The 23799-nt window shown below is 75.5% G+C and carries 20 protein-coding genes; 4 read left to right on the top strand and 16 right to left on the bottom strand.

All coding sequences use genetic code 11. The features are described from left to right. Positions 1 to 104 precede the first annotated feature (104 nt). Genes ABD899_RS09030 through ABD899_RS09020 form a run of 3 tightly spaced genes read right to left on the bottom strand, consistent with a single transcriptional unit; the run spans position 105 to position 5336 of the window. On the bottom strand, positions 105 to 1784 hold the full coding sequence (locus tag ABD899_RS09030; protein WP_345204838.1) for a xylulokinase: 1680 nt from the start codon (positions 1782 to 1784) through the stop codon (positions 105 to 107). Further along, on the bottom strand, positions 1781 to 3022 hold the full coding sequence (locus tag ABD899_RS09025; protein ID WP_345204836.1) for an MFS transporter: 1242 nt from the start codon (positions 3020 to 3022) through the stop codon (positions 1781 to 1783). The genes ABD899_RS09030 and ABD899_RS09025 overlap by 4 nt, the downstream gene beginning before the upstream one ends. Continuing rightward, on the bottom strand, positions 3015 to 5336 hold the full coding sequence (locus tag ABD899_RS09020) for an aminotransferase class III-fold pyridoxal phosphate-dependent enzyme (RefSeq protein WP_345204834.1): 2322 nt from the start codon (positions 5334 to 5336) through the stop codon (positions 3015 to 3017). The genes ABD899_RS09025 and ABD899_RS09020 overlap by 8 nt, the downstream gene beginning before the upstream one ends. 89 nt (positions 5337 to 5425) lie before the next feature. Between ABD899_RS09020 and ABD899_RS09015 the strand changes: the two genes are divergently transcribed. Beyond that, the gene (locus tag ABD899_RS09015; RefSeq protein ID WP_345204831.1) at positions 5426 to 6088 is read left to right on the top strand and encodes a TetR/AcrR family transcriptional regulator; all 663 of its coding nucleotides are present in this window, start codon (positions 5426 to 5428) and stop codon (positions 6086 to 6088) included. 36 nt (positions 6089 to 6124) lie between these two features. Here the strand turns inward: ABD899_RS09015 and ABD899_RS09010 are convergent, their stop codons facing one another. The 3 genes from ABD899_RS09010 to ABD899_RS09000 form a co-directional block, all read right to left on the bottom strand. Beyond that, entirely contained in the window at positions 6125 to 6562 is a 438-nt protein-coding gene (locus ABD899_RS09010; RefSeq protein WP_345204830.1) for an SRPBCC family protein, read from the bottom strand. Positions 6563 to 6613: 51 nt separating this feature from the next. Next, positions 6614 to 7306, bottom strand: coding sequence for an ester cyclase (locus tag ABD899_RS09005; RefSeq protein ID WP_345204828.1), 693 nt, complete (start codon positions 7304 to 7306; stop codon positions 6614 to 6616). Positions 7307 to 7394: 88 nt separating this feature from the next. Further along, positions 7395 to 10223 carry a helix-turn-helix transcriptional regulator gene (locus tag ABD899_RS09000; RefSeq protein ID WP_345204825.1) on the bottom strand — a complete coding sequence of 943 codons (2829 nt, stop codon included), beginning with the start codon at positions 10221 to 10223 and terminating at the stop codon, positions 7395 to 7397. A 117-nt stretch (positions 10224 to 10340) separates the two neighbouring features. On the opposite strand from ABD899_RS09000, the gene ABD899_RS08995 reads away from it, so the two are divergent. Both ABD899_RS08995 and mddA read left to right on the top strand, forming a co-directional pair. Next, positions 10341 to 11351 (top strand): alpha/beta fold hydrolase, encoded by a 1011-nt coding sequence (locus ABD899_RS08995; RefSeq protein WP_345204824.1) that lies wholly within the window; start codon positions 10341 to 10343, stop codon positions 11349 to 11351. Positions 11352 to 11474: 123 nt separating this feature from the next. Continuing rightward, positions 11475 to 12308: a methanethiol S-methyltransferase gene (gene mddA, locus ABD899_RS08990; protein ID WP_345204822.1), complete on the top strand. Its 834-nt coding sequence runs from the start codon at positions 11475 to 11477 to the stop codon at positions 12306 to 12308. 40 nt (positions 12309 to 12348) lie between these two features. Here mddA and ABD899_RS08985 read toward each other — a convergent pair whose 3' ends face one another. Genes ABD899_RS08985 through ABD899_RS08975 form a run of 3 tightly spaced genes read right to left on the bottom strand, consistent with a single transcriptional unit; the run spans position 12349 to position 15058 of the window. After that, the gene (locus ABD899_RS08985; protein ID WP_345204819.1) at positions 12349 to 12861 is read right to left on the bottom strand and encodes a VOC family protein; all 513 of its coding nucleotides are present in this window, start codon (positions 12859 to 12861) and stop codon (positions 12349 to 12351) included. After that, a complete protein-coding gene (locus tag ABD899_RS08980; RefSeq protein ID WP_345204817.1) occupies positions 12858 to 13949 on the bottom strand; it encodes a maleylacetate reductase in 1092 nt (363 codons plus the stop codon). Before ABD899_RS08980 ends, ABD899_RS08985 begins: the two co-directional genes overlap by 4 nt. After that, positions 13949 to 15058, bottom strand: coding sequence for a coiled-coil domain-containing protein (locus ABD899_RS08975; protein WP_345204816.1), 1110 nt, complete (start codon positions 15056 to 15058; stop codon positions 13949 to 13951). The genes ABD899_RS08980 and ABD899_RS08975 overlap by 1 nt, the downstream gene beginning before the upstream one ends. Before the next feature lie 150 nt (positions 15059 to 15208). On the opposite strand from ABD899_RS08975, the gene ABD899_RS08970 reads away from it, so the two are divergent. Next, complete coding sequence (locus ABD899_RS08970; RefSeq protein ID WP_345204813.1) at positions 15209 to 18511, top strand: tetratricopeptide repeat protein; 3303 nt, start codon at positions 15209 to 15211, stop codon at positions 18509 to 18511. A 10-nt stretch (positions 18512 to 18521) separates the two neighbouring features. On the opposite strand, the gene ABD899_RS08965 is transcribed toward ABD899_RS08970, so the two are convergent. The 7 genes from ABD899_RS08965 to ABD899_RS08935 form a co-directional block, all read right to left on the bottom strand. After that, complete coding sequence (locus ABD899_RS08965) at positions 18522 to 19499, bottom strand: nucleoside hydrolase (RefSeq protein ID WP_345204812.1); 978 nt, start codon at positions 19497 to 19499, stop codon at positions 18522 to 18524. Positions 19500 to 19510: 11 nt separating this feature from the next. After that, a complete protein-coding gene (locus ABD899_RS08960) occupies positions 19511 to 20416 on the bottom strand; it encodes a hypothetical protein (RefSeq protein ID WP_345204809.1) in 906 nt (301 codons plus the stop codon). Next, the gene (locus tag ABD899_RS08955) at positions 20413 to 20976 is read right to left on the bottom strand and encodes a hypothetical protein (RefSeq protein WP_345204807.1); all 564 of its coding nucleotides are present in this window, start codon (positions 20974 to 20976) and stop codon (positions 20413 to 20415) included. The genes ABD899_RS08960 and ABD899_RS08955 overlap by 4 nt, the downstream gene beginning before the upstream one ends. Next, positions 20973 to 21827, bottom strand: a complete 855-nt coding sequence (locus tag ABD899_RS08950; RefSeq protein WP_345204805.1) for an ABC transporter ATP-binding protein — start codon at positions 21825 to 21827, stop codon at positions 20973 to 20975. The genes ABD899_RS08955 and ABD899_RS08950 overlap by 4 nt, the downstream gene beginning before the upstream one ends. Then, positions 21824 to 22774, bottom strand: a complete 951-nt coding sequence (locus tag ABD899_RS08945; RefSeq protein ID WP_345204803.1) for a cupin domain-containing protein — start codon at positions 22772 to 22774, stop codon at positions 21824 to 21826. The genes ABD899_RS08950 and ABD899_RS08945 overlap by 4 nt, the downstream gene beginning before the upstream one ends. Beyond that, positions 22771 to 23310: an RNA polymerase sigma factor gene (locus ABD899_RS08940; protein WP_345204801.1), complete on the bottom strand. Its 540-nt coding sequence runs from the start codon at positions 23308 to 23310 to the stop codon at positions 22771 to 22773. The genes ABD899_RS08945 and ABD899_RS08940 overlap by 4 nt, the downstream gene beginning before the upstream one ends. A 135-nt stretch (positions 23311 to 23445) precedes the next feature. Beyond that, a complete protein-coding gene (locus ABD899_RS08935; protein WP_345204799.1) occupies positions 23446 to 23631 on the bottom strand; it encodes a hypothetical protein in 186 nt (61 codons plus the stop codon). Positions 23632 to 23799: the final 168 nt, after the last annotated feature.

The raw sequence follows: 23799 nt of genomic DNA, 5'->3' as shown, positions 1-23799 counted from the left end.
AGCGTGACCCCGCCCCGCACCCCGCCCACCCCGGGCGGGGCCCCAGCCATGTCCGCCCCCGGCCTACCCCGCGACCCGGGCGCTGCTCGACACCGTCCGTGCCGTCAGCGCTCGGCGATGGCTCCTGCCGCGTTGTGGCGCGCGTAGAGGCCGTGGGTGCGCCGGTAGATGTCGCGGAACGCGGCGTACTGCCGGTCGTGGACCGCCCGGACGGCCGGGTCGGGGACGAACGTCGCCGCGACCTCGACCCTCGAGGGCACGTCCGCCCAGTCGAGTGCCCCCACCCCGATCGCTGCGATGAGCGCCGCCCCGCGCGCGTTGGCGACGACCGGGTCCGCGACCTGGCGCACCGGCATCCCGAGCACGTCGGCCATCGTCTGGCACCACAGCGCCGAGCTCGCCCCGCCCCCGATGAAGCGCAACGACGAGAACGTCTCGGGCCGGCCGCGCCGGGTGAACCGCTCGACCGCCTCGGGCCGGCCGCGCCGGGTGAACCGCTCGACCGCCTCGGGCCGGCCGCGCCGGGTGAACCGCTCGACCGCCTCGAGCATCCACCTCGCGTTGAGGGCGATCCCCTCGAAGACGCTGCGTGCGAGGTCGGCGCGGGTCGTCGACAGCGAGACGTTGAACCACCCGCCCCGCACGTGAGGGTCGTCCACCGGCGTGCGCTCGCCGTTGAGCCACGGCGTGAAGACGACCCCGTTGCAGCCGGGTGGTGCGGCGGCCGCGAGGGCGTTGAGCCGCTCCAACGCGTCCGCGGGCCGCGGCGCGGCGTCGAGCATGCCGTCCTGCGCGTACACCACCGAGTCGAGCAGCCAGTCGACCGCCTTGCCGGCGACGTCCTGCACCGTCGCCACCCAGTACCGGTCGGGCACGACGGACGGCAGCGAGGCGATGTTGTGCACGATGTCGGTGCGCTTGTACGGCACGTGGCAGCTCAGCCAGGCCGACGTCCCGACGTACAGGTGCGCGTCGAAGTCGGCCGTGGCGCCGGCGCCCACGGCCGCCGCCGTCGTGTCGCCCGTTCCGGCGACGACCCGCACCCCGCCCGGCAGCCCGAGCTCGAGGGCCACGGCGGGCAGCGCCGTCCCCACGACGGTCCCCGGGCGCACCAGCTCGGGCAGCCGGCCGACGTCCAGCCCGCAGCGTCGCGCGAGGGCAGCGTCCCAGCGCACGTCCGAGGGGTCGCGGTTGTCGGTGCACCACCGCAGCACGGCCGTGTCCCAACCGGCGACCGCGCGGCCGGTGAGCCGCATCGTGAGGTACTCCGGCACGTCGAGCAGGAAGACCGCCGCGGCATCCGCCTCGGGCCGCTCGCGCCGCAGCCACGCCGCCTGCCCCACCGGGTCCTTGCCGGTGCGGGTCGGCACGCCCCCGGTCCGCGAGAGCCAGTGCCGCAGGGCCCGTGCGTTGTAGCCCCCGGGCACGCGCACCCCGCCGCCGGTGACCTCCTCCGACCAGCGCCGCCCTCGCGCGTCCATCCAGGTCAGGGCCGGGTGCACGTGCCGCCCCGCCGCGTCCACCGGGACCAGCCCGCCCCACTGGCTGCTCATGCAGATCGCCGTGACCTGCGCATACTGCTGCGGATGCCGTGCGCGCAGCCTGCGGCTCGCGGTCACGATCGCTCGCCACCAGTGGTCGGGGTCCTGCTCGGCTCCCCCGCCCGGGAGCAGCCTGAGGTCCACGGGCTCCTTCGCGTGACCGACGAGCACCCCGTCGGTGCCCGCGAGCGCGACCCGGGGGCCGCCGGTGCCGAGGTCGACCCCGAGCACGAAGCCGGTCACGGGGTCGCGTCCCGGGAGGTGGAGGGCTCGGGGTCGCGGTGCGACCCGGCGCGCGCCGGCAACCGGCTCGCGACGGCAACGCCGGGCAGGGCGAGCAGGGCGAACGCCCCGAGGGCGAGGTAGGGGTTGCCCACGACCGCCTGCACGGCGAGCACGAGCACCGCACCGCCGAGGTTGCCGGCCAGCAGGAGGAACCCGGTCGCCGTGGCGGCGCGTTCCGGGCCGGCCTCGAGCTCGGACCAGTCCAGGGCGATGGGCATGCCGGCGAGGAGGAAGAAGCCGACGACGGCGAGCGCGACCGCGACGAGCCCGACGGCCGGCAGCACCGAGACGAGCGGGAAGACGACGACGGCGAGGACGGTCGTCGTGAGCAGCACGGTGCGGCGGCGGTCGCGCCGAGCGGCGAGGTCGGGCAGGACGGCGGTGCCGACGAGCCCGGCGACCGTCGTCGTCGCGATGATGGTGCCTCCCGAGCCGGCCATGCCGAGGTCCTCCAGGATCGGGTCGAGCCACGTCGCGAGCGCGTTGAACAGCCCGACCCCGACGAAGAGCAGGGCCGCGAGCTTGAGCAGGAGCCGGTCGTGCCGCAGCCAGCTCAGCGAGGGCGACGGCCCGGCATCCGCGGCGAAGGCGGGTGGGACGAGCGCCAGGGCGACCACGAGGGCGAGAGCGGCGCCGGTCGCCAGCGCCGCGTAGGCGCCGAGCAGGAGCGGCAGGCCCCCGGCATCCATGAGTGGGCCCGCGGTCGTCGCGGCGACGAGGATGCCGAGGAACTGGGCGCCGGCGCCCACGGCGATCGCCCGGGTCCGCTCGGTCGCCGGGAACCACCGGGAGGCGACCTTCGTCGTCGCGTTGAGCACGAGCGGCTGGCCGACCGAGAGCACGACCTGCCCCGCGAGCAGCCACCCGTAGGACTCTGGGTTCACCGCCCGCAGCAGCGCCCCGGCGGCGGTGAGGGCCGCCCCCGTCGACAGGGCGAGGCCGAACCGGCGGTCGGCCCAGCGGCCGGCGGGGATCGCGAGGAGGACGTAGACGATCGGGTTGACGACGGCGAGGTCGCCGATCGCGCCGTCGGAGACCCCGAGGGTGTCGGCGGCGCGCGTCGTCACGGGCGCGAAGGACAGCCAGAGCACCTGGGTCGACGCGACGAGGGAGGCGAAGGCGAGGAGCAGCGGCCATCGTGCGGCGCGCACCCGGTGCGGCCGGGTGCGGCGCCGCGCCGGCGCGGTCTCAGACACCGTCGACCATCGAGAACACCCGGTCGAAGCGCTCCAGGGCGTCGTCGACGACGGCGTCGGTGTCGGCCATCGACGTGTAGAGCCGTGAGCCGGCGAGGGTGATGATGCCGTTGGCCGTGTAGGCCGCGCCCATCTGCTCCATGAGCCGCTTGCGGGGCTTGTTCTCCCTGAGGAGCTTGATGGGGCTGTGCATGTCCAGGAGCATGACGCCGCTGCACTCGAGGTGGACGATCGAGCCCTGGTTGTAGACCACGTACGGCAGGCCGTGCTTCGCGACGAGCCGGTGCAGCCCCGCGGCGAGCCGGTCACCGGCTCGCCCCGCGATGACCGGGGCGTTCGTCCGGGCCATCTCCTCGATGGCGAAGTAGCCGGCCGCGCAGGACAGCGGGTTCGCCGACAGGGTCCCGCCGACCTGCACGTGCGCCCCGCTCCTGCCGTCGAGCCCGGAGCCGAAGACCGCCATGACCTCCCCGCGGCCGCCGACGCCGCCGGCCATCGGGTAGCCGCCGGCGACGGCCTTGCCGAGCACGGTGAGGTCGGGCGTGACGCCGAAGTACCCTGCGGCACCGCCCATCCCGACCCGGAAGCCGGTGACGACCTCGTCGAAGACGAGCAGGGCGCCGAACTCGTCGCACAGCTCCCGTACGCGGGCGTTGAAGTCGCGCGGTACCGGCCGGGTGCCCGACTCGGGGCCGAGGGGCTCGAGGACGACGGCGGCGGTGCCACCCCGCACCCGGTTCTCGATGAGCTTGCGCCGCAGGGCGCCGAGGTCGTGGGGGAAGGCCTCGCGGGTCGCGCTCGTCGCGCCGAAGGGGATGCCCTTCGCGTTCATCCGGTAGGTGCCCGGCACCCGCAGCCCGTAGACGAGCGTGTCGGACCAGCCGTGGTAGGCGCCGCCGACCTTGACGACGACCGAGTGCCCGGTGAAGGCCCGTGCGGCCCGGACCGCCGCCATGACCCCTTCGGTGCCGGACCCGAGCGAGCGGTACATCTCGACGTGCGGCATGAAGCGGTGGATCGACTCGGCCAGCTTGAGCTCGTACTCGTGGAAGAGCCCGGTCACGGGGCCGGACTCGCGCACGACCTCCGCGACCCGGTCGTTGACGGGCGCGTAGTTGCTGCCGAGGATGGTCGGCCCGCCGGCCTGGAGGAAGTCGATGTAGACGTTGCCGTCGCGGTCGGTGAGGTGGGCGCCCTCGGCGCGGTCGATCGCGAGGGGGAACGGGTGGTTGAAGGCGAGGTTGTGCTGCACGCCGCCGGGGATGCGTGACCTCGCCCGGTCGGTGAGCTCCTTGCTCCCCTGGCACTTGGTCTCGAACCACTCGAGCACGTCGTTGAGCGCGTCGTGCCGCAGCCCCCGCACCGGCTGGTCGACGAGCGCCCGGAGGCGCCGCATCGTGTCCTCGACGTCGGGATAGCTGCTGATGGCGTAGCCGAGCTGTTGGGATGCCGTGCCGGCCGGAGTCGAGTGAGCAGGACATGCGCGGGATGCGGGGTCCGGCTTCGGCGTGTCCTGCTCACTCGACGACGGGCCGGCCGCCACCGCCCTCGCTGCCTCGTCGCGCGCGGCGGCATCCGCGCTGGGGAGGGGGACGGCATCCGGGACCCGCTCTGCGGGAACCGACTTCGTGACCTGGGCGCCGATCCGCTTCTCGTCGGCCCGCAGCTTCGCGAAGGCGACCTCGCGGATCGGTGTCGGGATCGTGTACACCTTTCCCGTCTCGGTCGTCAGCGCGAGCAGGTAGGCGATCGACACCTTCTCGAGCAGGGCCATGTTGAACACGGCGCGCTCCGGGTCGGTGCCGACGGCGACGATGCCGTGGTTGGCGAGGATGAAGGCGTTGTCGCCGCTCGTGACCTTCTTCTGCACGTTCCTCGCGAGGAAGCCGGTGCCGGACGGCGCGTAGTCGACGATCGCCACCTCGCGGCCGAGGAAGCGCACCTGCTCGTCGGTGAGGGCGGGGATCGGGCGGCGCAGGACGGCGAGGGCCGAGGCGTACGGCTGGTGGGTGTGGACGATGGCGTTGACGTCGGGGCGGGCGCGGTAGATGTTCGCGTGCATGCCGCACTCGATGGAGGGCGCGAGGCCGGCCCCGGCGCGGTCGGCGTCGGGCACGTGCTCGCCGGCGAAGTCGACGATGCAGACGTCCTCGACGCGCATCCGGTCGTAGGAGTAGTTGCTCGGCGTCACCGCGTAGAGCCGTCGGCCGGGGACCCGGACCGAGACGTTGCCCTCGGTGGCCTTGAGGTAGCCGCGCTCGAGCATCGTGCGACACATGTCGACGACGTGCTGGCGGGCGGAGAGGTGGTCCACGGGTTCCTCCTGTGTTGCCGCGGGGTCGGGCCCCACCCCAGCGTGGCCCAAGTCTGGACGAATGTCCAGACTCTTGGCAGACTCGGGTCATGTCGATCAGGCCGGCCACCCACCGGGCCAGCGGGCGCGCCCGCCGGGCGGCCCTGCTCGAGGCCGCCGTCGCGGTCATCGCGGAGCAGGGGGTCGCCGGCGCGACCCACCGCTCGATCGCGGCGCGGGCCGGGATGCCGACCTCGACGACGAGCTACTTCTTCTCCTCCCTCGACGACCTCGTCGCGGCAGCGCTCGAGGTCGTCGGGCAGCGGATCGTCGCGCGGGTGGATGCCGTGACCGCCTCGGTCGCCGATGCCGGGCTCGGACCCCGCGCGTCGATCGACCGGTTCGTCGACGCCGTGCTCGCGGAGCCGGAGCCGGACACCGTCGCGCAGTTCGAGATCTACCTCGAGTGCGTGCGCCGGCCGCAGCTGCGCGCCACCGCCCACGAGATCATGGCGAGCATCGAGCGCGGCGCCGAGACCTCGCTGCGCGCCCTCGGCATCGCGCACGCGCAGGAGCGGGCGCCCATGGTCGTCGCGCTGCTCGACGGCCTCGCGCTCCACCGGCACGCCCGGCCCCGGGGGGCGCTCGACCGGCAGGTCGTCCGCGAGGCGCTGTACGCCCTGCACCGCGGCTTCGTCGAGGCAGACGCGGAGGCCGGCACGGAGACCGGCGCGGAGGACGGCGCGGAGGACGGCGCCACGGCATCCACGTGACGGCCGGACCCGGTCGGCCCGGCTGGGACGCCCGGTTCAGGCCTCGAGGATCGCCCTCAGGCTGGGTACGTCGCCGTCGAGCTGGCGCCGGCCGAGGCTGACGACGAAGGGTTCGAGGAGCCTGAGCACGGCGTTGGGGTGCGCCTCGTACGTGAAGGTCACCAGGGTGGCGCCACCCCGCTCGGCGGGCTCGAACTCCCTCCGGAAGGTCAGGGGGAGCGGACCCGACACGGTCTCCCACTCGGTGAGCCGGGCCGCCTCGGACCGGCTCACCTCGTAGACGACCTCCGTGCGGCGGCCGAGGAACTGGCCGATGAGGAGCGTCCTCGTGCCGACGCCGGAGCCCTGGTCGGATGCCGGTCGCGCCCCGACCCACTCGCGTCGCCACCGGGGGTCGTTCAGGAGGTCGGAGAGGAACGCGGCGACCTCCTCGACCGGCCTGTCGATGACGATGCTCGTCGTGAAGCCGCCCATCAGGCACGGTCCCCGGGTGCCCGGTCGTCGTCGTGGCCCACCGGGGCGGACCTACGGTGCGGGCGCGCCCTCGGGGACCACTCCGAGCTGCTGCATCATCGACAGTGCGTCCATGACACCCCAGTGGTCGCTGATCAGGCCGTCGTCGTCGAACCGCATGATGTCGATGAGGCCCACCTCGATCCGGCGGCCGGAGGGCGGCATCCCCATGAACTCTCCGTCGTGCGTCCCGGAGGCGGTCACCCGGGCGACGGTCGTGTCGCCGCTGACGATGACCTCGTGGGCATCCATCCGCAGGTCGGGGAAGGCGGATCGGTAGCCGCGGAACAGCTCGAGGACGCCGTGCTTCGTCGGGGCCATGCCCGGCTCCGCGTCGTGCTCGACGAAGCCCGGGGCCACGAGGCGTCCGAACCCGTCGATGTCGCCGGCGCTGATCAGCTCGTAGGCCCGGCGCATCGTCGCGGCGTGGTCGCGTGCCGGTCCACGCTCGACGTAGACCGCCATCGGCATGACGACGCCGTGGGCCTTCGCCTGCGCGGCCACCTGGGGAGGCAGCGAGGCCAGCATCCCCGTGAGGCCCTCGACGTCGTCGACCTCGAACGTCAGCCCGGCCTGGGGGCTGCCGTCGAGGGCCACGAGGTCCGCGGCGTTGCGGGCACCCGGGACCGCGGCGTGGCGCTCTCCCCGGCCGCGAAGCCACCGGTCGACGTCCTGGACGGCGTGGGTGATGACGATTCTGGGCATCTCGGCGACCTCCTGGTCGGGTCGGCGTCCGGGGTCTCGCGGACGCGGTGGACCCGACTGATGCTGCGCCGAGCCGCCTCCGGAGACATCACCCGATCGTGCGATTGACCACCCCGGCCAGTGCCACCCGGTTGGAGACGCCGAGCTTGGCGAAGACGTGCCGCAGGTGGGTGTTGACGGTGTGCGGTGAGACGTACAGCCGACGGGCGACGGCGCCGTTGGTCAGCCCCTCGGCGACGAGGAGGGACACCGCCCGCTCGGTCGGGGTGAGGCTCTCCCACCCCGTCTCGGGCCGGTGCCGGGGGCCGCGCGGGCCGGGATGGACGCCGAGCCCTCGAAGCCTGGCCCGGACCCGGGAGGCCCAGGCGTCGGCGCCGGCCCGCTCGTACAGCTCGAGCGCCTCGCTGAGCAGCGCCGTCGCCTCGTCGCGGCGGGCGTGCCCGGCCAGCGCCCCCGCCGCGTCCTCGCAGGCGCCCGCGTGGTCCACGAGCAGCCCCGCCTGCCGGGCGAGCGCGACCGCCCCGAGCAGCAGGTCCGGGTCGTCGGCGAGCAGGCCCCGGCACCGCAGTGCCACGCTCCGGACGCTCGCCACCTCCGGTGCCCGGTCGACCCCTGCCCACACGGCGTCGGTCACCTCGGCCGCCACGTCGCGACGACCGTTGGCGATGCCCAGGCGCACGAGGTCCGGGGCGAGGCAGCGGTCGTAGAAGTGGTCGCCGCGTGCGGCCTCGAACCGCCAGCAGCGCACGAGGACCTCGAGGGCACCCTCCTCGTCACCCTCGGCCGTCATGAGCCGCGCGACGGCCGACCCCAGGATGCCGGCGGTGTAGCCGAGCCGGTCGCCGGCGAGTGCCTCGACGATGCCCGTCGCCAGCTCTCGCGCGGCCGGCAGGTCTCCGCGTGCGGTGGCGATGAGGACCCGGTAGGCCAGGGACTGGGTGAGGAGCAGGGGGCTCCCCTTCTCCTGGGCGGCCTGGCCGCAGGCGACGAGGCTGGGGACCGCGTCCTGCCACTCCCCGGTGGCGAACGACACGAGCGCGTCCGCCATGAGGGTCTCCGGGAGCCACCACCCCGAGCCGAACTCGTCGTCGAGGGCCTCCCGGTAGGCGGCCCGAGCCTCGGCGACCCGGTCGCAGTCGAAGAGCGTCAGCCCGAGGAAGAGCCTGGGCTGGAGGGGCAGGGACCTGGTGTCGTGGGCCTCGGCGGCCAGGGTGTCGGCGCGCTGCGCGTGGGCGAGCGCCTCGCCGTAGCGGCCCTGCCGCCCCACGGCCACGAGCAGGGCGGTCAGCGCCCACACCGTCATCGCCGCGTCCCCGGCGTCCTCGGCGATCGCGAGGGCCCGGCGGGCCACCGCTGCACCCTCGTCGTGGTCGCCCGAGTACGTGTGCGCCCAGCTCTGCTGGGCGAGCACGGGCACCCGGGCGAGCGGTGGCAGCCCGGGGGACTGCACGAGGGTGTCCTCCGCGACGCGGACGACCTCGTCCACGCGGTTCTGGAGGGCGAGGGCGCCGAGGAGGGCGAGGCGCACGGGGGTCTCCACCTCCGGGGCGTGCGGCCGGGCAAGGAGGGTCTCGGCCAGGGTCGACGCGTCGGTCACCAGCCCGGCACGCAGCTGTGCCTGGACCAGCTCGGCGCTCACGGCGTCCGCATCGGGGTGGCCGGCTGGGAGGAGGGACCGAGCCCGGTGGAGGAGGTCGACGGTGACGAGCGGCGCCCGGGCGGACGCCGCGGCCGCTGCCTCTCTCAGCCGGGCGACCGCCTCCTCGTCACCGTGCTCCGCGCCCCGCACGAGGTGGTCCGCCACCTCGAGCGGCTCGGCGCCGGCGCCCATGAGGGCGGCCGCCGCCTCCCGGTGCAGCAGGCGGCGGGTCAGGGCCGGCAGGTCCTCGTAGATGGCCTCGTGCACGAGCTGGTGCCGGAAGACGACCCGGTCGTCGCCCGCGTCGAGGAGCTGGGCGTCGAACGCCTCCCGCAGGCCCGTGACGACCTCGGCCTGCCCGCGGTGGGCGACGGCGGCCACGTCCCGGACGGACGCGGCATCCCCGAGGACCGCGGTGACCTGGAGCAGCTCGCGCGTGGTCTCCGGCAGCTCCGACAGGCGGCGGACCACGAGGTCGCCGACGGAGGCTGGGAGCTGCGAGGTCGTGGACTCGACGGCGCCGCCGGTGCGGTGCAGCACCCCCGCGCCGCCCAGCGCGCGCAGCACGGCGGTCGCCCAGAGCGGGTTGCCGCCCGCCTTGGTGAGCATGGCGCCGAGGAGGGGTCCGGGCGGCGCACCGAGGGTTCGGGAGGCCAGGGCCACGACCTCATCGGGTCCGAGCGGCTCGAGGTGCACCGTCGTGCCGCCCTCGGTCGACAGGTCCTCGAGCAGCCGCACCAGCTCGGCCGGCACCGGTGACGTCCGGGTCGTCACGACGAGGAGCAGCGGTGACAGCGGCAGGCGCCGGGCCAGCACCGAGAGCGCGAGCAGGCTCCCGGCATCCGCCCAGTGCAGGTCCTCGGCGACGAGGAGCACCGGACTCTCGGTGCAGGTCGCCTCGACGAGGTCCACGATGTCCTCGACGATGCGGTACTGGACGCGGCCCGCAGCGAGGGCCGCCTGTCCCTCCCGGGGGCTCGTCAACATCGTCCCGATGGCGGCCCTGCGGGGGTCGGGTGAGCGTCGGCTCAGGTCGAGCGCCTGGGCCACGACCCCGAAGGGACGGGTGCGCTCGAAGGGGTGCGCCTGCCCGGTGAACACGGTGACGCCCCCTGCGCGGGAGTCCTCGACGATGCTGCGCACGAGCTCGGTCTTGCCGATGCCGGCCTCGCCCTCGACGACGAGGGCGGCGGCATGCCCCTCGCCGAGACGACGGAGGGCGGCGGCGGCCAGGGTCAGCTCGGCCTCACGCCCGACGAGCCGATCCGGCGCGGACACGCTCACAGCGTGCCCGACCGGGTGGTCGTCGTCCAGAGGCCTGAAGGGCCCGGCGGCCCGGGTGCGCCGACCACGCCGACCTTTGCCGCGGACGAAGCCTGCTGTCAGGCTGGAGCGGTGCGGCCGAGGGTGAGGTACACCGGCACGCCCGCGGGGCGGGTGGCCTGGTCGGCGTCGGGCACCGGGCCGGCGCTGCTGTGCGACTCGGGCTGGATCACGCACCTCGTGGCGCAGCGGGAGCTCGGCGCCTTCGGTGACGTCGTCGACCGCCTGGCGGAGCGCTTCACGGTGATCCGGTACGACAAGCCGGGGTGCGGCCTGTCCGACCGCGACCGGTTCGACCTCACCTTCGAGGGGCAGGTGGCCGCGGCGATGGCGGTCGCCGATGCGGCGGGTGCCGGCCGGTTCCGGCTCTTCGGGGCGTCGCAGGGTGGTCAGCTCGCGGCCGCGATCGCGGCACGGCATCCCGAGCGGGTGGAGGCACTCGTGCTGTACGGCACGTGCGCCAGCGGGAGGGATCTGGCCCCCGCCGCCGTGCGGGACTCGGTCGTGGCGCTCGTGCGTGCCCACTGGGGCCTGGGGCTGAGGGCCCTGGCCGAGGCCTTCGTCACGGACCCGAGCCCCGAGGAGGTGGCCGCGTTCGCGCGCTTCCAGCGGGACAGCGCCTCGGCGGACGTGGCCGCCCGGCTCCTCGAGGTCTACTACGGCACGGACATCAGGGGCGTGCTCCCATCGGTGCGGGCGCGCACCCTCGTGCTGCACCGCGAGGGCGACACGGGCACCCCGTTCGAGCTGGGGCGGGAGGTCGCCGCGCTCGTCCCGGGCGCGACGCTGGTTCCGCTGTCCGGGTCGAGCCACCTCTACTACCACGGCGACTGGCGCTCCGTCGTCGAGCCGCTGCTCGAGTTCCTGGGGGAGGACGCCGAGCGCGGGCCGCGGCTGACCGCCCGTGAGCTCGAGGTGGCCGAGCTCGTGGCCCAGGGGCTGACGAACCAGTCCGTCGCCCGGCGCCTCGGGGTCGCGCCGCGGACGGCCGAGTCGCACGTGGAGAACATCCGCCGCAAGCTGGGGGTGCGTTCGCGTGCCCAGGTCGCCGCCTGGGTGGCCGAGCGGCGGCGCGACCGCTGACGCGTCTCGGTAGTTCGCCCCACCGCGGGTTCGGCGCGATCCGTCCGGGGGCCGGGGGGCAGGCCGTCGTGACCGTAGATCACCCGATGGCAGCATCTCGCGGGGCAGACCTAGCGTCGAGGCATGTCCTCACTCACGACGCCGGCCGCGCAGCCGACCGACCCGGCCACCCGCCTGAGGACGACCGCGTCCGGGGTGGCCGTCCTCGGCTACGCCGCCACCGTCTACGTCCTCTTCCTCTGCGTCCTCGGCTACGCCGTGGGGTTCTTCGCAGGCCTCGGCGTGCCCAAGGGCATCGACGACGGGCCGCGCGTCCCCCTGCCGGTCGCGGTCGGCGTCGACCTGCTGCTGCTGCTCGTGTTCGCCGTGCAGCACACGGTGATGGCCCGACCGGGGTTCAAGCGCCGTTGGGTGCGGGTCATCCCGGCCTCCGCCGAACGGGCCACCTTCGTCCTCGCGGCCGTCGTGGCCCTGGCTCTGCTCTTCTGGGCGTGGCGCCCCCTCGACGGCACCGTCTGGGCCCTGTCGGGACCGGCCGCCGCCGTGCTGTGGGCGACCTACGCGGCTGGGTGGGCGCTCACCATCGCGTCCACCTTCCTCATCAGCCACTCCGACCTCGTCGGGCTGCGCCAGGCGTGGCACCACGCCCGACGCACGAGGTACGACGAGCCGTCCTTCACCGAGCGGGGCCTCTACCGGCGCGTCCGGCACCCCCTCATGCTCGGCTTCCTCGTCGTCTTCTGGTCGGCGCCCACGATGACGGCCGGGCACCTGCTGTTCGCCGTCGGGGCGACCGGCTACATCCTCGTCGGGATCGCCTTCGAGGAGCACGCCCTGACCCGCAGCCTGGGCAGCGACTACACCTCCTACCGCGACCGCGTCCCCGCCCTGGTCCCGCGCGTCCCGCTGGGAACCGCGTCGTCCCGTGGCCGACGGCAGGCCGACCACGACGGCTGAGGTGGGCTGACAGGCTACGGCTGAGGTGGGCTGACAGGCTCTAGAGCACCTGGTGTCCGTACATCTCGCCCAGCGGGTCGGCGATGAGCTCGAGGCGGGCCCCGTCGGGGTCGCGGAAGTAGACCGACACCCCGCTGTGCACCTCGTGCTCGACCCCGTGCTCGGCGAGCCGGGCGACGAGCTCGTGCCAGCGCTCGGGCTCGACGGAGATCGCCACGTGGTGCAGCCCACCGAGCACCTCGGCGTACGGGCCGATGTCGAGGCCGGGGAAGTCGAAGAAGGCGAGCAGGTTCTCGTGGCCGATGTCGAAGAAGAAGTGCGAGGAGCCCGGGTAGTCGCGGTTCTCGATGAGCTCGGTCAACGGGAAGCCGAGGACCTCCTGGTAGAAGCGCACGGTGCGCTCGACGTCGCTGCTGACGAGGGCGGTGTGGTGGAGCCCGCGGGCCGTGGAGGCGGGCCGCTGCGCGGCGGGGCGCAGGTACGCCTCGCGGAGCTGCTGCCGCCGGACCGCGAGGTCGGTGGGGCCGGGGCCGGCTGCGTCGGAGGTCGTCATCGGTGCTCCCGCATCTCGTGGGTGGGGGTGGGGTCGATCGCCGCGCCCTCGGTCGCCCGGGTGAGGAGGTGACGGATGCCGTCGCGCTGGACCGCGCGCGGGTTCGGGTACGGCCGCGCCGTGGCGAGGTCGGCGGCCCGCGGCACGTCGGCGAGGCTGAAGCCGAGGGCGTCCAGCCGGGTCGGGCCGCCGAGCCCCGCGACGAGCGCCTGGAGCCCGCACGGCGCGTCGTCGACGCCGAGCGCGCCGGCGGCCGCCGCCATGGCCTCCGGTGCCGCCGTCGCGTTGTACGCCATGGCGTGCGGGAGGACGACGGTGTGGGTCGGCGCGTGGGCGAGGCCGAAGCTCCCGCCGAGGGTGTGGCACAGCTTGTGGTGCAGGCCCATCCGCACGGCGCCGAGGCACCGGCCCGCCAGCCACGCGCCGTACAGCAGGTCGTCGCGCGCGCCGAGGTCCTCCGCGTCGCGGTGGAGCGCCCGCAGCCCGCGGGCCAGCGCCTCGAGGCCCTCGGTGGCCAGCCCGTCGACCTGCGTCGTGCGGTCCGGCGAGTAGAGCGCCTCGACGGCGTGGGCCATCGCGTTGACGGCGCTCGTGACCGTGACCGGCCACGGCAGGGTGGTGGTCAGCGCGACGTCGTAGACGACGACCGCGGGCAGGATCTCCGGGCCGGAGCGGGTCACCTTCTCCCCGTCCGCGGTCTCCCCCAGCAGCGCGGTGACCTCGGACCCGGCGTAGGTCGTGGGCACGACGAGGTGCGGCATCCCGGTGCGCGACGCAAGGGCCTTGCCCAGGCCGGTCGTCGACCCGCCCCCGACGGACACGAGCGAGTCGGCGCCCACCTCGCGCGCCCGGGCGAGGGCCACGCCGGTCACCTCGACCGGCGTGTGCTCCGCCGCCCCGTCGAAGGTGCCGGCGGCGGCGTCGCCGAGCACGCCGGCCACCCGTGCCGCGAGCCCGCCCTGCCCGGGGGTGGACAGCACGAGCGCGCGCCGGCCACCGACGCGGGCCAGCTCCGACGCCACGCGAGCCAGCGTGCCCGTGCCGAAGACGACCCGCGGCGACCCGGTGTCGTGCTCGAAGGAGCGCATCAGTACCAGTGCGGGGACCGGGAGAGGAACTTCTCGTACGCCGTGCACGGCGACCCGTAGACGTCCTCGATGTAGCCCATGCCCCAGGTGATCTGCGTCGCCGGGTTCGTGAGCCAGTCGCTGCCCGCGCTGGCCATCTTCCAGCCGGGCAGGGACTGCGGGATGCCGTACGCGCCGGACGACGGGTTCGTGGCACTCCAGCTCCACGCCGACTCCGCGTACCAGAGCGCGACGAGGCAGGTGAACTCGGCGTCGTCCCAGCCGTAGGACGCCATCTTCGAGCGGGCGATCTCCTGCGCGGCCTTGGGCCCGGTGCCCAGCGAGCCGGCCGCCTGCAGCCCGAGCAGGCCGCTGCGACCCAGGGACGCGGCGGCCTCGCGGAGCCCGGCGAGGTCGGCGGCGCCCTCCTCGAGCTCGTCGAGCCGGGCGGTGAGCTCCTCCTGCTGCTCGCCGAGCTCGGCCGCCTCCTCGCCGGCCTTCTCGGCCTTCGCCTCGGCGCCGGCCCGGCTGGCGGCCGCCTCCTCGACGGCGGCGGCCTGCGTGTCGCGTGCCCTGGTCAGCTCGCGCTCGCGGAACGCCGCGTCGACCGCCGCCGACGTCGCGACGTCGAGGCCCTGGCGCACCTCGCGGGCGTTGTCGTCGAGCACGAGCGACAGGTCGGCCATGACGTTCGGCGGGGACACCAGGAGAGTCGTGAGGTTCTGCAGGTCGCTGCCCTGCATGTACATCAGGGCCGCCCGCCCGGACAGCGCGCGGTCGGCGGCGTCGCGGGCCCGCTGCGCCGCGGCGAGGTCCACGGTCGCTCGCCGCACGGCGTCCTCGGCATCGGCGAGCTGGGCCTCCGCCTCCTCCTGGGCGGACACCGCCTCGGACACCTCGCGCTGCAGGGCCTGCAGCCGCGCCTCGGCCCGCTCGACCCGCGCGGTGATCTCGGCGACCTCCTCGGCCACGGCGGCGGCCGCGTCCTTCGCCCTCGAGACCTCGGACTCGCTCGGAACGGTCGGGACCGGCGAGGGCGCGGCGGCCCACGCGCTCGCTCCGGGCACGGTGAACGCCGCCAGCGCGACGGCGACGACGGCACCCCTGCGGAGCCCGAGTGGGAGGCCCATCCCGGCATCATCTCCCGGGGGTCGCGCGCTGTCACCCCGTCGTGACGAGAAGGACACGCGACCGCGTCACCTGCGTGTCAGGAGCCTCTGGCGTCACGCCCGTCCCGGGCCTACCGTCGAGGGTGATGCATCCGGGGAGGGGGTGATCGCGTGACGCAGCTGGCCGATGGGGCTCCACCCGACACGGCACCGCGCAGCGTCGTCGCCCGGACGGGCACGGTCCTCGTGGCTGCCGTCCTCCTCGGCCTCGTCGTGGTCCTGGCCATCGCACCCGCCGCCGCGCTCACGGCATCCCGGCTGCCGCAACCCCTCACCGCGGCGCAGCCCGACCTGCCGGGCGACGACCTCGCCCCATCGACCGGCATCCGCACGGTGCCCGTGGGGCTGCCGCCGGGCGCGCTCGTCCGCACCGTGCAGGACGTGCGGCCCCATGCCGTCGACGCGCTGGGGCCGGAGGCGGCCGACCGGCTGCTCGCGTTCCTGGACGCTCCGGCGGACGGGTTCGGCTGGCCGTCCGTCGGCGAGGTCACGAACGAGTACCCCTACCGTTTCAGCGCGGTCGACGAGCTGCTTGATGGCGTCGACCCGGCCAGGCTAGGCCAGGGTGGGGCGACCCTCGGCGCCGCACTGTTCCTGTTGGCAGCCCAGCCGGAGACCTCGGGGCTCGATGAGAACGCCGTGCGGCTCGCCTTCGCCGTGCTCCACCGGGCCCGTGCCGGTGGCGGCTGCGACGCGCAGCTCAACCTGCTCGCCCTCGTCGCGTCCGACGCGGAGGTCCCGGACGACGCGGTCGACGGTGAGCGGCTCGCGGCCGAGCAGGCCTGCCCCGGCGACCCGACACCGGGCTGGCTGTCCGTCCAGCGGGCGCTCCCGAGCAGTCTGTGGCTGCCCGAGGACACCACGACGTCGGCGCTCTTCGTGGCGCTCTTCGAGGAGGCCGAGGCGAAGGCCCTCGCCCTCGTGCGGGCCCACCCCCGCGACCCGGGCGTCCTCGCCACCCTCGGCGAGGTGTACCTCACCACCGGCATGAACCTCGCGACGCCCCAGCCGTTCACCTCGCGTCGGGCCTTCCGCGACGCGGATGCCGTGTTCGCGCGCCTCCTCGACACGGACGAGACTCCCACCGCCCGGCTCGGCGCGGCCCGCGCGCAGCTGGGCCTCGCACGACCGGAGGCTGCCGCCCGCCTCGCCGTCGCGGCGGCCGACGGGCCGAGCCACCCGGCGCGAGCCCTCCAGGTGGCCATCGCGGCGGAGGAGTCCTCCGGCCGCTTCCGGGAGGCGTCGGCGATCGGGAGGCGGTTCGCCGCGCTCGGGACGGCAGCCTTCCCCGAGGCGACCGCGATCGTCCCGCTCGACCCGCCCCTGTCCCTCGGTTGGGACGTGCTCACGCCGGCGCGGATCTCGCTGCTCGGCTACGGCGAGGGTGGTGGCGGCGGTGTCGTCGCCGACGAGGGCTTCGTGCCGACCTTCCGGGACGCCCCCGGCCTCACCGACACCGCACCGTCCTGCCCGGACTGGGTCTGGCGCCGGGACGCCCTCGTCGCCGGCGACGCGGCGGCGGCGGCGCAGGGCTGGCCGGAGGAGTTCGACGACCTCGACCGATCGATCTCAGGGGGCGCATGCCCGGACGGGGCGCGCCTGAGGCAGCAGCTCGACACCGAGCTCGCCGGCGTCCTCCCGCCGGACGTCCTGACGGCCACGGAGCGTGCGGCGGTCGAGACCCGCTTCGACGACCGGCAGAACCTCCTGCGCTGGGCGGGTGACCTCGCCGGAGCCCGAGGCGCGGCCACCCGGTGGGCCGCACACCTCGGTGACGAGACCGCGCTCGCGCACCAGCGGCTGGGCGAGATCGCCTACCTGGCAAAGGAGTACGACGAATCCGCCGCGCACTTCGCTGAGGCCGCGGCACGCTGGCGAGTGCTGTCGTCGCGCGACGACCTCGCGGTCGCGCAGTCCCTGCTCGGGCGTGGCGCTGCGCTGCTGCGGGCGGGCCGGCCCGACGAGGCCGTCCCGGTGCTCAGGCCGCTCGTGCTCCAGGGTGCCGAGGGCTACGGCTACCAGTCGACGCTCAACGGCGGCTTCACCAACGCCCACGCCTTCGCCCGGCTGTCGTACTTCGCGGCCTCGCTGCTCGGGGACCACGAGCTGTCCGTCGGGATGGACCGCGCTGCCGCCGAGGATTACGCCTCGGCTCTGTTCTGGTCGGACAGGCTCGAGGGACAGGTGCGTTTCGACGCCGTACGCAACTCGGCAGCGATCGCGGCGCTGGACACCGGGGCGTCGACCCAGGCCCTCGAGCTGTCTCGCGCCGCGCTCGCCGCTGATCCGGGCAGCCCGGTCTACCTCATGACGGCCGCCGAGGTCGCCCACCGTCGCGGCGACACCGACGCCGCCGTCCGGCAGAACCGCGGGGCGCTCGCGAGCGACCCGACGAACTACCCGGCAGCCAACAACCTCGGTGTCCTCCTCGCCCGCCGGGGCGACCTCGCGGAGGCCTCCCGGGTGCTGCGCGCTGCCGTGGCCGCCGAGCCCGCGTACGCGTTGGGGTGGCACAACCTCGGCGTCGTCGAGGGCCGCCGGGGGCCGGTCCACGTCCTCGCCTCGCAGGGCGCCCTCGCCGAGGCCGCCTCCCTCGACCCCGCCTACGCCGACCGCCCGCCCCGCACCTCGCTCGACACGACGACCTACCGCACCTCCCTCGACGTCTCGAAGCCGTTGCCCGAGGGGTGGTCCTTCGCCGAGTCGCAGCGTTCCGCCCCGGCGGCCACCGTCGGGCTGCTCGCGATGGCCCTCGCGGGCGTCGGGCTCGTCTCGCTGCGCGGAGGCGTCGTGCCGACGGGGGCCAAGGACTGGCTCGAAGGGGTCGGCTCGCGCCTGGGCCGCCTGCGTGGTGTCGGCCGGCTCCGACGACCGCACTGGGCGGTCGTCGCCACGGTCGTGGCCTTCCTCCTCGCGTTCTGGCGCGAGTGGCTCTGGCCGTGGACCGGCCTCACGTACGCGGTCGCCGTGGCCGCCCTCGTCGGTGCCGCCATGGTGGCGCGCGTGGTCGTGGCGCGGCGGCGCGCTCCCGTCGTTCCCGACCCACCCGAGCCGAGGGCGGCACCCGTCGTGGTGCACGCGACCTGGCCGCCGGGCGTGCTCGTCGCCCTCGTCGCCGGGGCGCTCGGCAGCCCGCTCGCCCCGATGCCCGTCGTCCGGACCCCGGCCAAGGAACCTCGGGTCGCGATGGCCGCGCCCCTCGTGCTGGCCGGCCTCTCCCTCGTGCTGCTCCTCGAGGCGGCGCTGTGGCGCACGCCGCTCACGACCTCGCTTTGCCTCGCAGCGTTCGTCATGGCCGGCTCGCTGCTCCTGCCCGTCGAGCCGCTCGACGGTGCGCGAGCGGGCCGGGCCGGCGTCGTCGGCGCCGTCGGCATCCTGGGCGCCGTGCTCCTCCTCGGCCTCGGGCTCGTGTGAGCGCAGCGACTCAGGACGCTCGGAACACCCGGGTGTACTGCGCCTCGAGGGCCGGCGCCCCGAGCGAGCGGTGGACCGTCACCGTGCCCGCGCCGGACCGGCGCAGCCGCCCGGGCTCGGACGGGTCGAGTCTCCACCCGCCCCGCTCGCCGGTCCCGGCATCCGGCGTCACGAGGGCCGCGGCGGCCGCGAGGTCCCACCACGAGGGCAGGGCTGAGGCGGCGGCCACCCGCCCGACCACCGGCGCTGCGAGCGCTGCTGCCGGGGTGCCGGTCGGCACGGCATCCGCGGGGACGACCGTGACGGGCACCGACGAGGTGAGCACGGCGGTGAGCGACTCGGGGTCGGCGGCCGCGTTCCACTCGGCGACGCCGTCGACGGGCGGCCCCGACACCGACCCGGCCATCGCGTGGATGCCGGTGAGCCGCACGTAGTCGTCCGGGTGCCGGGCCGCCAGGTCCGCGACGTTCGTCATCGGACCGATGGCGACGAGCACGAGTCCGGGGACGTCGCGCGCCTGCTCGGCCAGGAGGTCGGCAGCCGGCTGCCCGACCGGCGTCCCCGGCACGGGTGTCACGCCAGAGCCCGCTTCGGCGGCGGACCGCCAGGCGGCCGGGAAGGCCCGGCCGGCCGGCCCGGGGTCGGCCCGACCGCACGCCACGGGAACCGGCTCGACGCCCAGCGCAGAGAACAGCCCGGCGACGACGTCGACCCCCGGCTCGCAGCGCACGAGGCCGGTGGCGGCGACCGTGACGGCCCGCACGTCCACCTCCGGGGACCGCAGCAGGAAGGCGAGTGCGAGGACGTCGTCGGCCCCGAGGTCGGTGTCGACGACGAGGGGCACGGCGGGGGCACCCGGCACCCGCGGGGGTGCGGGAGCGGATGCCGGAGCGGGCGCCGCACCGGGGCCGGCCGCCAGGACCTCGCCGTCGAGGTCGGCCGGCGCCGCACACCCGGACAGAAGGGCACCGGCCGCGAGCGCGGCCACGACCGCCCGCCTCACGGCGTGACCCGGGCCTGGAGGGCGACCGCGACGACGACGAGCACCGCGCCGGCGACGACGAGCGGCCGGCGGTAGCGCCCGGGCAGCGCGACGGCGGCGGCGAGCAGGGTGAGGGCGACGAGGTAGAGGTCGTGCCACGCGGCGAGCTCGGGCACGACGACGAGCCGCGCCCAGTAGGGCTGGAACGGCCCGGGCCCCTCGAGCAGCCAGGTCGGCGGCAGGGTGAGCGGGTCGGCGGTGGCGGGTGCGACCTCGACGTTGTACGGCTGGACCATGACCGGGGCGAACCACCGGAGCACGGGGCCGTTCACCGTCCAGTAGGCCGGCCCGGCGAGGAACCACAGCACGAAGAGCACGATCGACGCGGCGAGCGGGTGCCGCAACAGCCGGACCGCGGCGGCCCCCGCGGCGACGGCGAAGGCGCTCAGGGCGACCGGCTGGAGCAGCTCGGGCAGCGTGAGCTGGGCGTGCAGGGTGCGGCCGGGCTCGTTCCCGAGGGGAACCCCGCCGGACCACCGCAGCCAGAGGGCGCCGGCCGCGACGACGAGCGCCGTGAGGCCCACGAGGGCCAGGCCGCCGACGAGTCGTGCCGCGGCGCGGTCCTCCGCCCGCACGGGGGCGTCCTCGGCCAGGCCGTACCGGTCGCGGCCCGCGGCGTACGCGGCAGCCACGGAGACCCCGGCGGCGAGGAAGACCGACGACGCCTGCAGGCCCTGGTACTGCGCGCTCGACCACGTGGGCTCGCTGGCGAGGACGGCGTAGCTGGCCGCGACCCAGAGCGCGATTCCGACCCACGGCGCCGGGTGCCGCAGCATGCGGCCGGCCTCGAGGCGGGCGAGGGCCGCGAACGGCGCCCGCTCGGTGGTGGCCAGGCGGGGGCGGGCCATCGTGGTGGTGCTCATCGGTTCCTTCCCATCAACAGCGCGGCGACCGCCGCGGCGGTCACGATCCAGGGGTGGTCCTGGTAGGCGGCCGGCAGCGCCCGGAGGGGGCCGTCGAGCTCGGTCGACACGCGCGCGAGCGCCATCCACAGAAGGGGAGTAGCGACCCCCGCCTCGACGGCGAGGCGGTCCGGCGCCCACGCGGCCACGGCGCACCCCGTGGCGACGAGTGCCACGACGGGGCCGACCGGCCAGCCGAGGTCGGGGCTCACGAGGTTCCCCACCGCGAGGTAGGCCAGCCAGGTCCCGAGCCCCGCGGGCACGAGGAGCAGCTGGCGGCGCGCCCGCCGCCGGCTGGCGCTCGTCGGCACGGCGGCAAGGAGGTCGGCGGCCACGTCGCGCAGCCCCGCGACGACGGCCGCGGCGAGGCCGGCCGCCGCGACGTCGAGCACGCCGACCGGCCAGCTGCCCCGGACGGCCGCGACGAGGACGACGCCGAGCAGGCACGCCGCCACGCCGGCCAGGGGCTGCCACGGCACGGCCCGGGCGGTGGGCACGAGCCAGGCGGGGGTCGCGGTCACCGGTGCTCCTCGCGGGCGAGGAGGAGGTAGCCGTCGTCGAGCGTGGGGGCGACGACCTGGGCACCGGCGGGCGGCTCGCCGAGGTGGCGGAAGGCTCCGGTCGCCGTGACCCAGCTGCGGATGGCGCGCGGGTCCTGGCTGTCGTCCTCCCAGACCCGGCCGGCCGCGAGCCCGGCGAGCTCGGCCGGCGTGCCGCTGAAGCGCACCCGGCCGGAGAACACGACGTAGACGCCTTGGCAGAGGGCCGCGACCTCCGAGATGTTGTGCGTCGACATGAGCACGGTCGGGACCTGGGCGAGCAGCGAGCGCAGCTGGAGCCGCTGCTCGGGGTCGAGCCCGTTGGCCGGCTCGTCGAGCACGAGCAGCTCGGGGCCGCCCACCATGGCGGCGGCGAGGGCGACCCGCTGCCTCATCCCACCGGAGAGCTTGCGGATCCGCCGGTGCATGACGTCCTCGAGGCCCACGGACCCGAGCACGCGACGGCACTCCTCGCGCCGCCACTCGCGGTCGGTGTGCTCCTTGAGGACCGCGACGTAGTCGACGAGGTCGAAGGGCGTGAAGCCGGGGTAGAGGCCCGGGGACTGCGGGAGGTAGCCGAGCCGGCGGCGGATCTCGGTGCGCTGTGCGGGGTCCGAGGGGTCCAGGCCGAGCAGCCGCAGGCGACCGGCATCCGGGGCGAGCACCGTCGCCACCATCCGCAGCAGGGTGGTCTTGCCGGCCCCGTTCGGGCCGAGCAGGCCGATGACGCCGCGCCCGGCCGTCAGGGACACCCCGTCGACGGCGCGGGTGCCGCCGAAGCTCTTGGTGACCTCCTCGATCTCGAGCGTGGTGGCCGTCGTGGTGGTGGTCATGCGGTCCTCCGGTAGGAGACGGTGTCGCGTCGGGCGACGGTCAGGAGCAGGGCGGTGAGGGCGACCGTGAGGGCCGCGGTCTGCAGGGCCGGGCTGGCGATGACGTCGAGCGCCACCTCCGGGCGGAGCCGTCGGCCCACGGTCGAGCCGGCCACGACGGCGCCGGCCCAGCCGATGCTGAGCACACCGGCCACGCGTGCGGGGTCGAGCCGGGTCGTGCCGGACAGGAGGACGAGCGCCGAGAGGGCCAGGCCGGGGAGGCACCACGCGAGCACCATCGCGGTCGTGAGGTCGACCCACACCCCGACGAGCAGCAGTGCCACGGTCGCGGCGACGAGCGCGGCCACGGCGACGAGGACCGCCCTCAGGGCGACGAGCCGTAGCCCGGCCGACGGGGTGGCGAGGCTCATCTCGCCGGCCGGGTCGGACTGGTCGCGGTAGGCGAGCGCGACCGCGGCGACCGGTGCCAGGGGTGCGGCCACGAGCAGGGCGACGAGGCCGGCATCCCCGGTGACGGCGGCCGCCGCGAGCGGCACGATGACGACGAGGGCCACCGCGCTCAGCGCGGCGAGCAGCATGGTCGGGGTGGCGATCGTCGAGCGGGCGAACCGGTGCGCCGAGCCGAAGCGGCCCAGGATGCCGGGTGACGGCCGGTCGATGGCGTCGGCGAGCCGCTGCCACGTCACGTCCAGCTCGGACGCCCCGGCCTGGACCGGCCCGGCGTGGGCCGGCCCGGCGTCGGCCGGTCCGGCGTGGGCCGGTCCGGCGTGGGCCGGTCCGGCGTGGACCGGTCCGGCGTCGGCGGCCGCGGCGAGTCGCTCGCGGCAGGTCGCACAGGAGAGCAGGTGGGTCTCGACCGACGTCGACAGCACGGGCGACGTGGTCCCGGCGACGTACCCCGACAGGGTCTCGTCGTCGACGTGCCACGGGGTGCGGGGTCCGCTCATCGCAGGGCCTCCCTCAGCTCGAGCCGCGCACGGCTCATCCGGCTCTTGACGGTTCCGCTCGGGATGCCGAGCAGCTCGGCGGCCTCGCGCGTCGACAGGCCGTCGATGACGGTCGCCTGGACGACGGCGAGCAGCTCGGGGGAGAGCCGCTGCAACGCCGTGCCGACGTCGCTGTGCTCGACCCGCAGCAGCACGGCCTCCTCGGCGGAGGGGTGGTGCTGCGGACGCGCCTGGACGAGCCGCTCGAGCACCGACTTGCGGGGCCGCAGCCGGTGGAGCAGGGTGCGGATCGCGATCCCCCAGAGCCAGGCCGCCACCTCCCCCTCGCCCTTGTACCTGCCCGGCTGCTGCCAGACGAGCAGGAAGGTGTCGTTGACGACCTCGGCGACGACGGCGGGGTCGGCGCAGCGGCGGCGCACCCGGGCCGCCAGCCAGGGCTGGTGCCGGGTGAACAGGGTGTGCAGGGCCCCGCGGTCGCCGTCGGCGATCCGCGCGAGCAGCTCCCGGTCGGTGGGAGGGTCCTGGTCGGGTGTCACACCTGCTTGTTCCATCGAGCCCCCCGATCGGTTCACACCGCGTCGAAGGACATCGTGGCGGATGCCGGGTCCGCGCGGTCCGGGTCCGGGCCGACCCGCTGGGTCAGAGCTCAGGGACGGCTCGCTCGGTCAGGGCTACGGGAGCCGGACCACCACCCCGCGCAGCCACCCGCGCCGGCGGGTGGAGCCGTCGCGCCACGGCGCGCGCGCCTCGGGGCTGGGCTGCTCGAGGGCGACGGTGCGCGCGTGGCGTGCCGCCGCTGCGCGGCTCACCTCGAGGCTGCTGGGGACGAGTCGACCGACCTGATCGAGGGTCTGCATGGGGAGTTCCTTCGTGGTGGGGGGTGTGGTGTCCGGTTTCTGCGCAGACAACGGGGCGGCGGCCCGGGACGTGAGCGAGGGCCGCGCCGGGACGTGGTCGGGGGGCGCGCTGGGACGTGGTCGGGGGGCGCGCTGGGACGTGGCGGGGGGCGCGCTGGGACGTGGTCG

This window comes from Fodinibacter luteus (assembly GCF_039541575.1).
GTDB lineage: Bacteria > Actinomycetota > Actinomycetes > Actinomycetales > Dermatophilaceae > Fodinibacter > Fodinibacter luteus.
The sequence above is the reverse complement of the archived record's forward strand: the minus strand, read 5'-3'. Positions and strand labels throughout refer to the sequence as shown.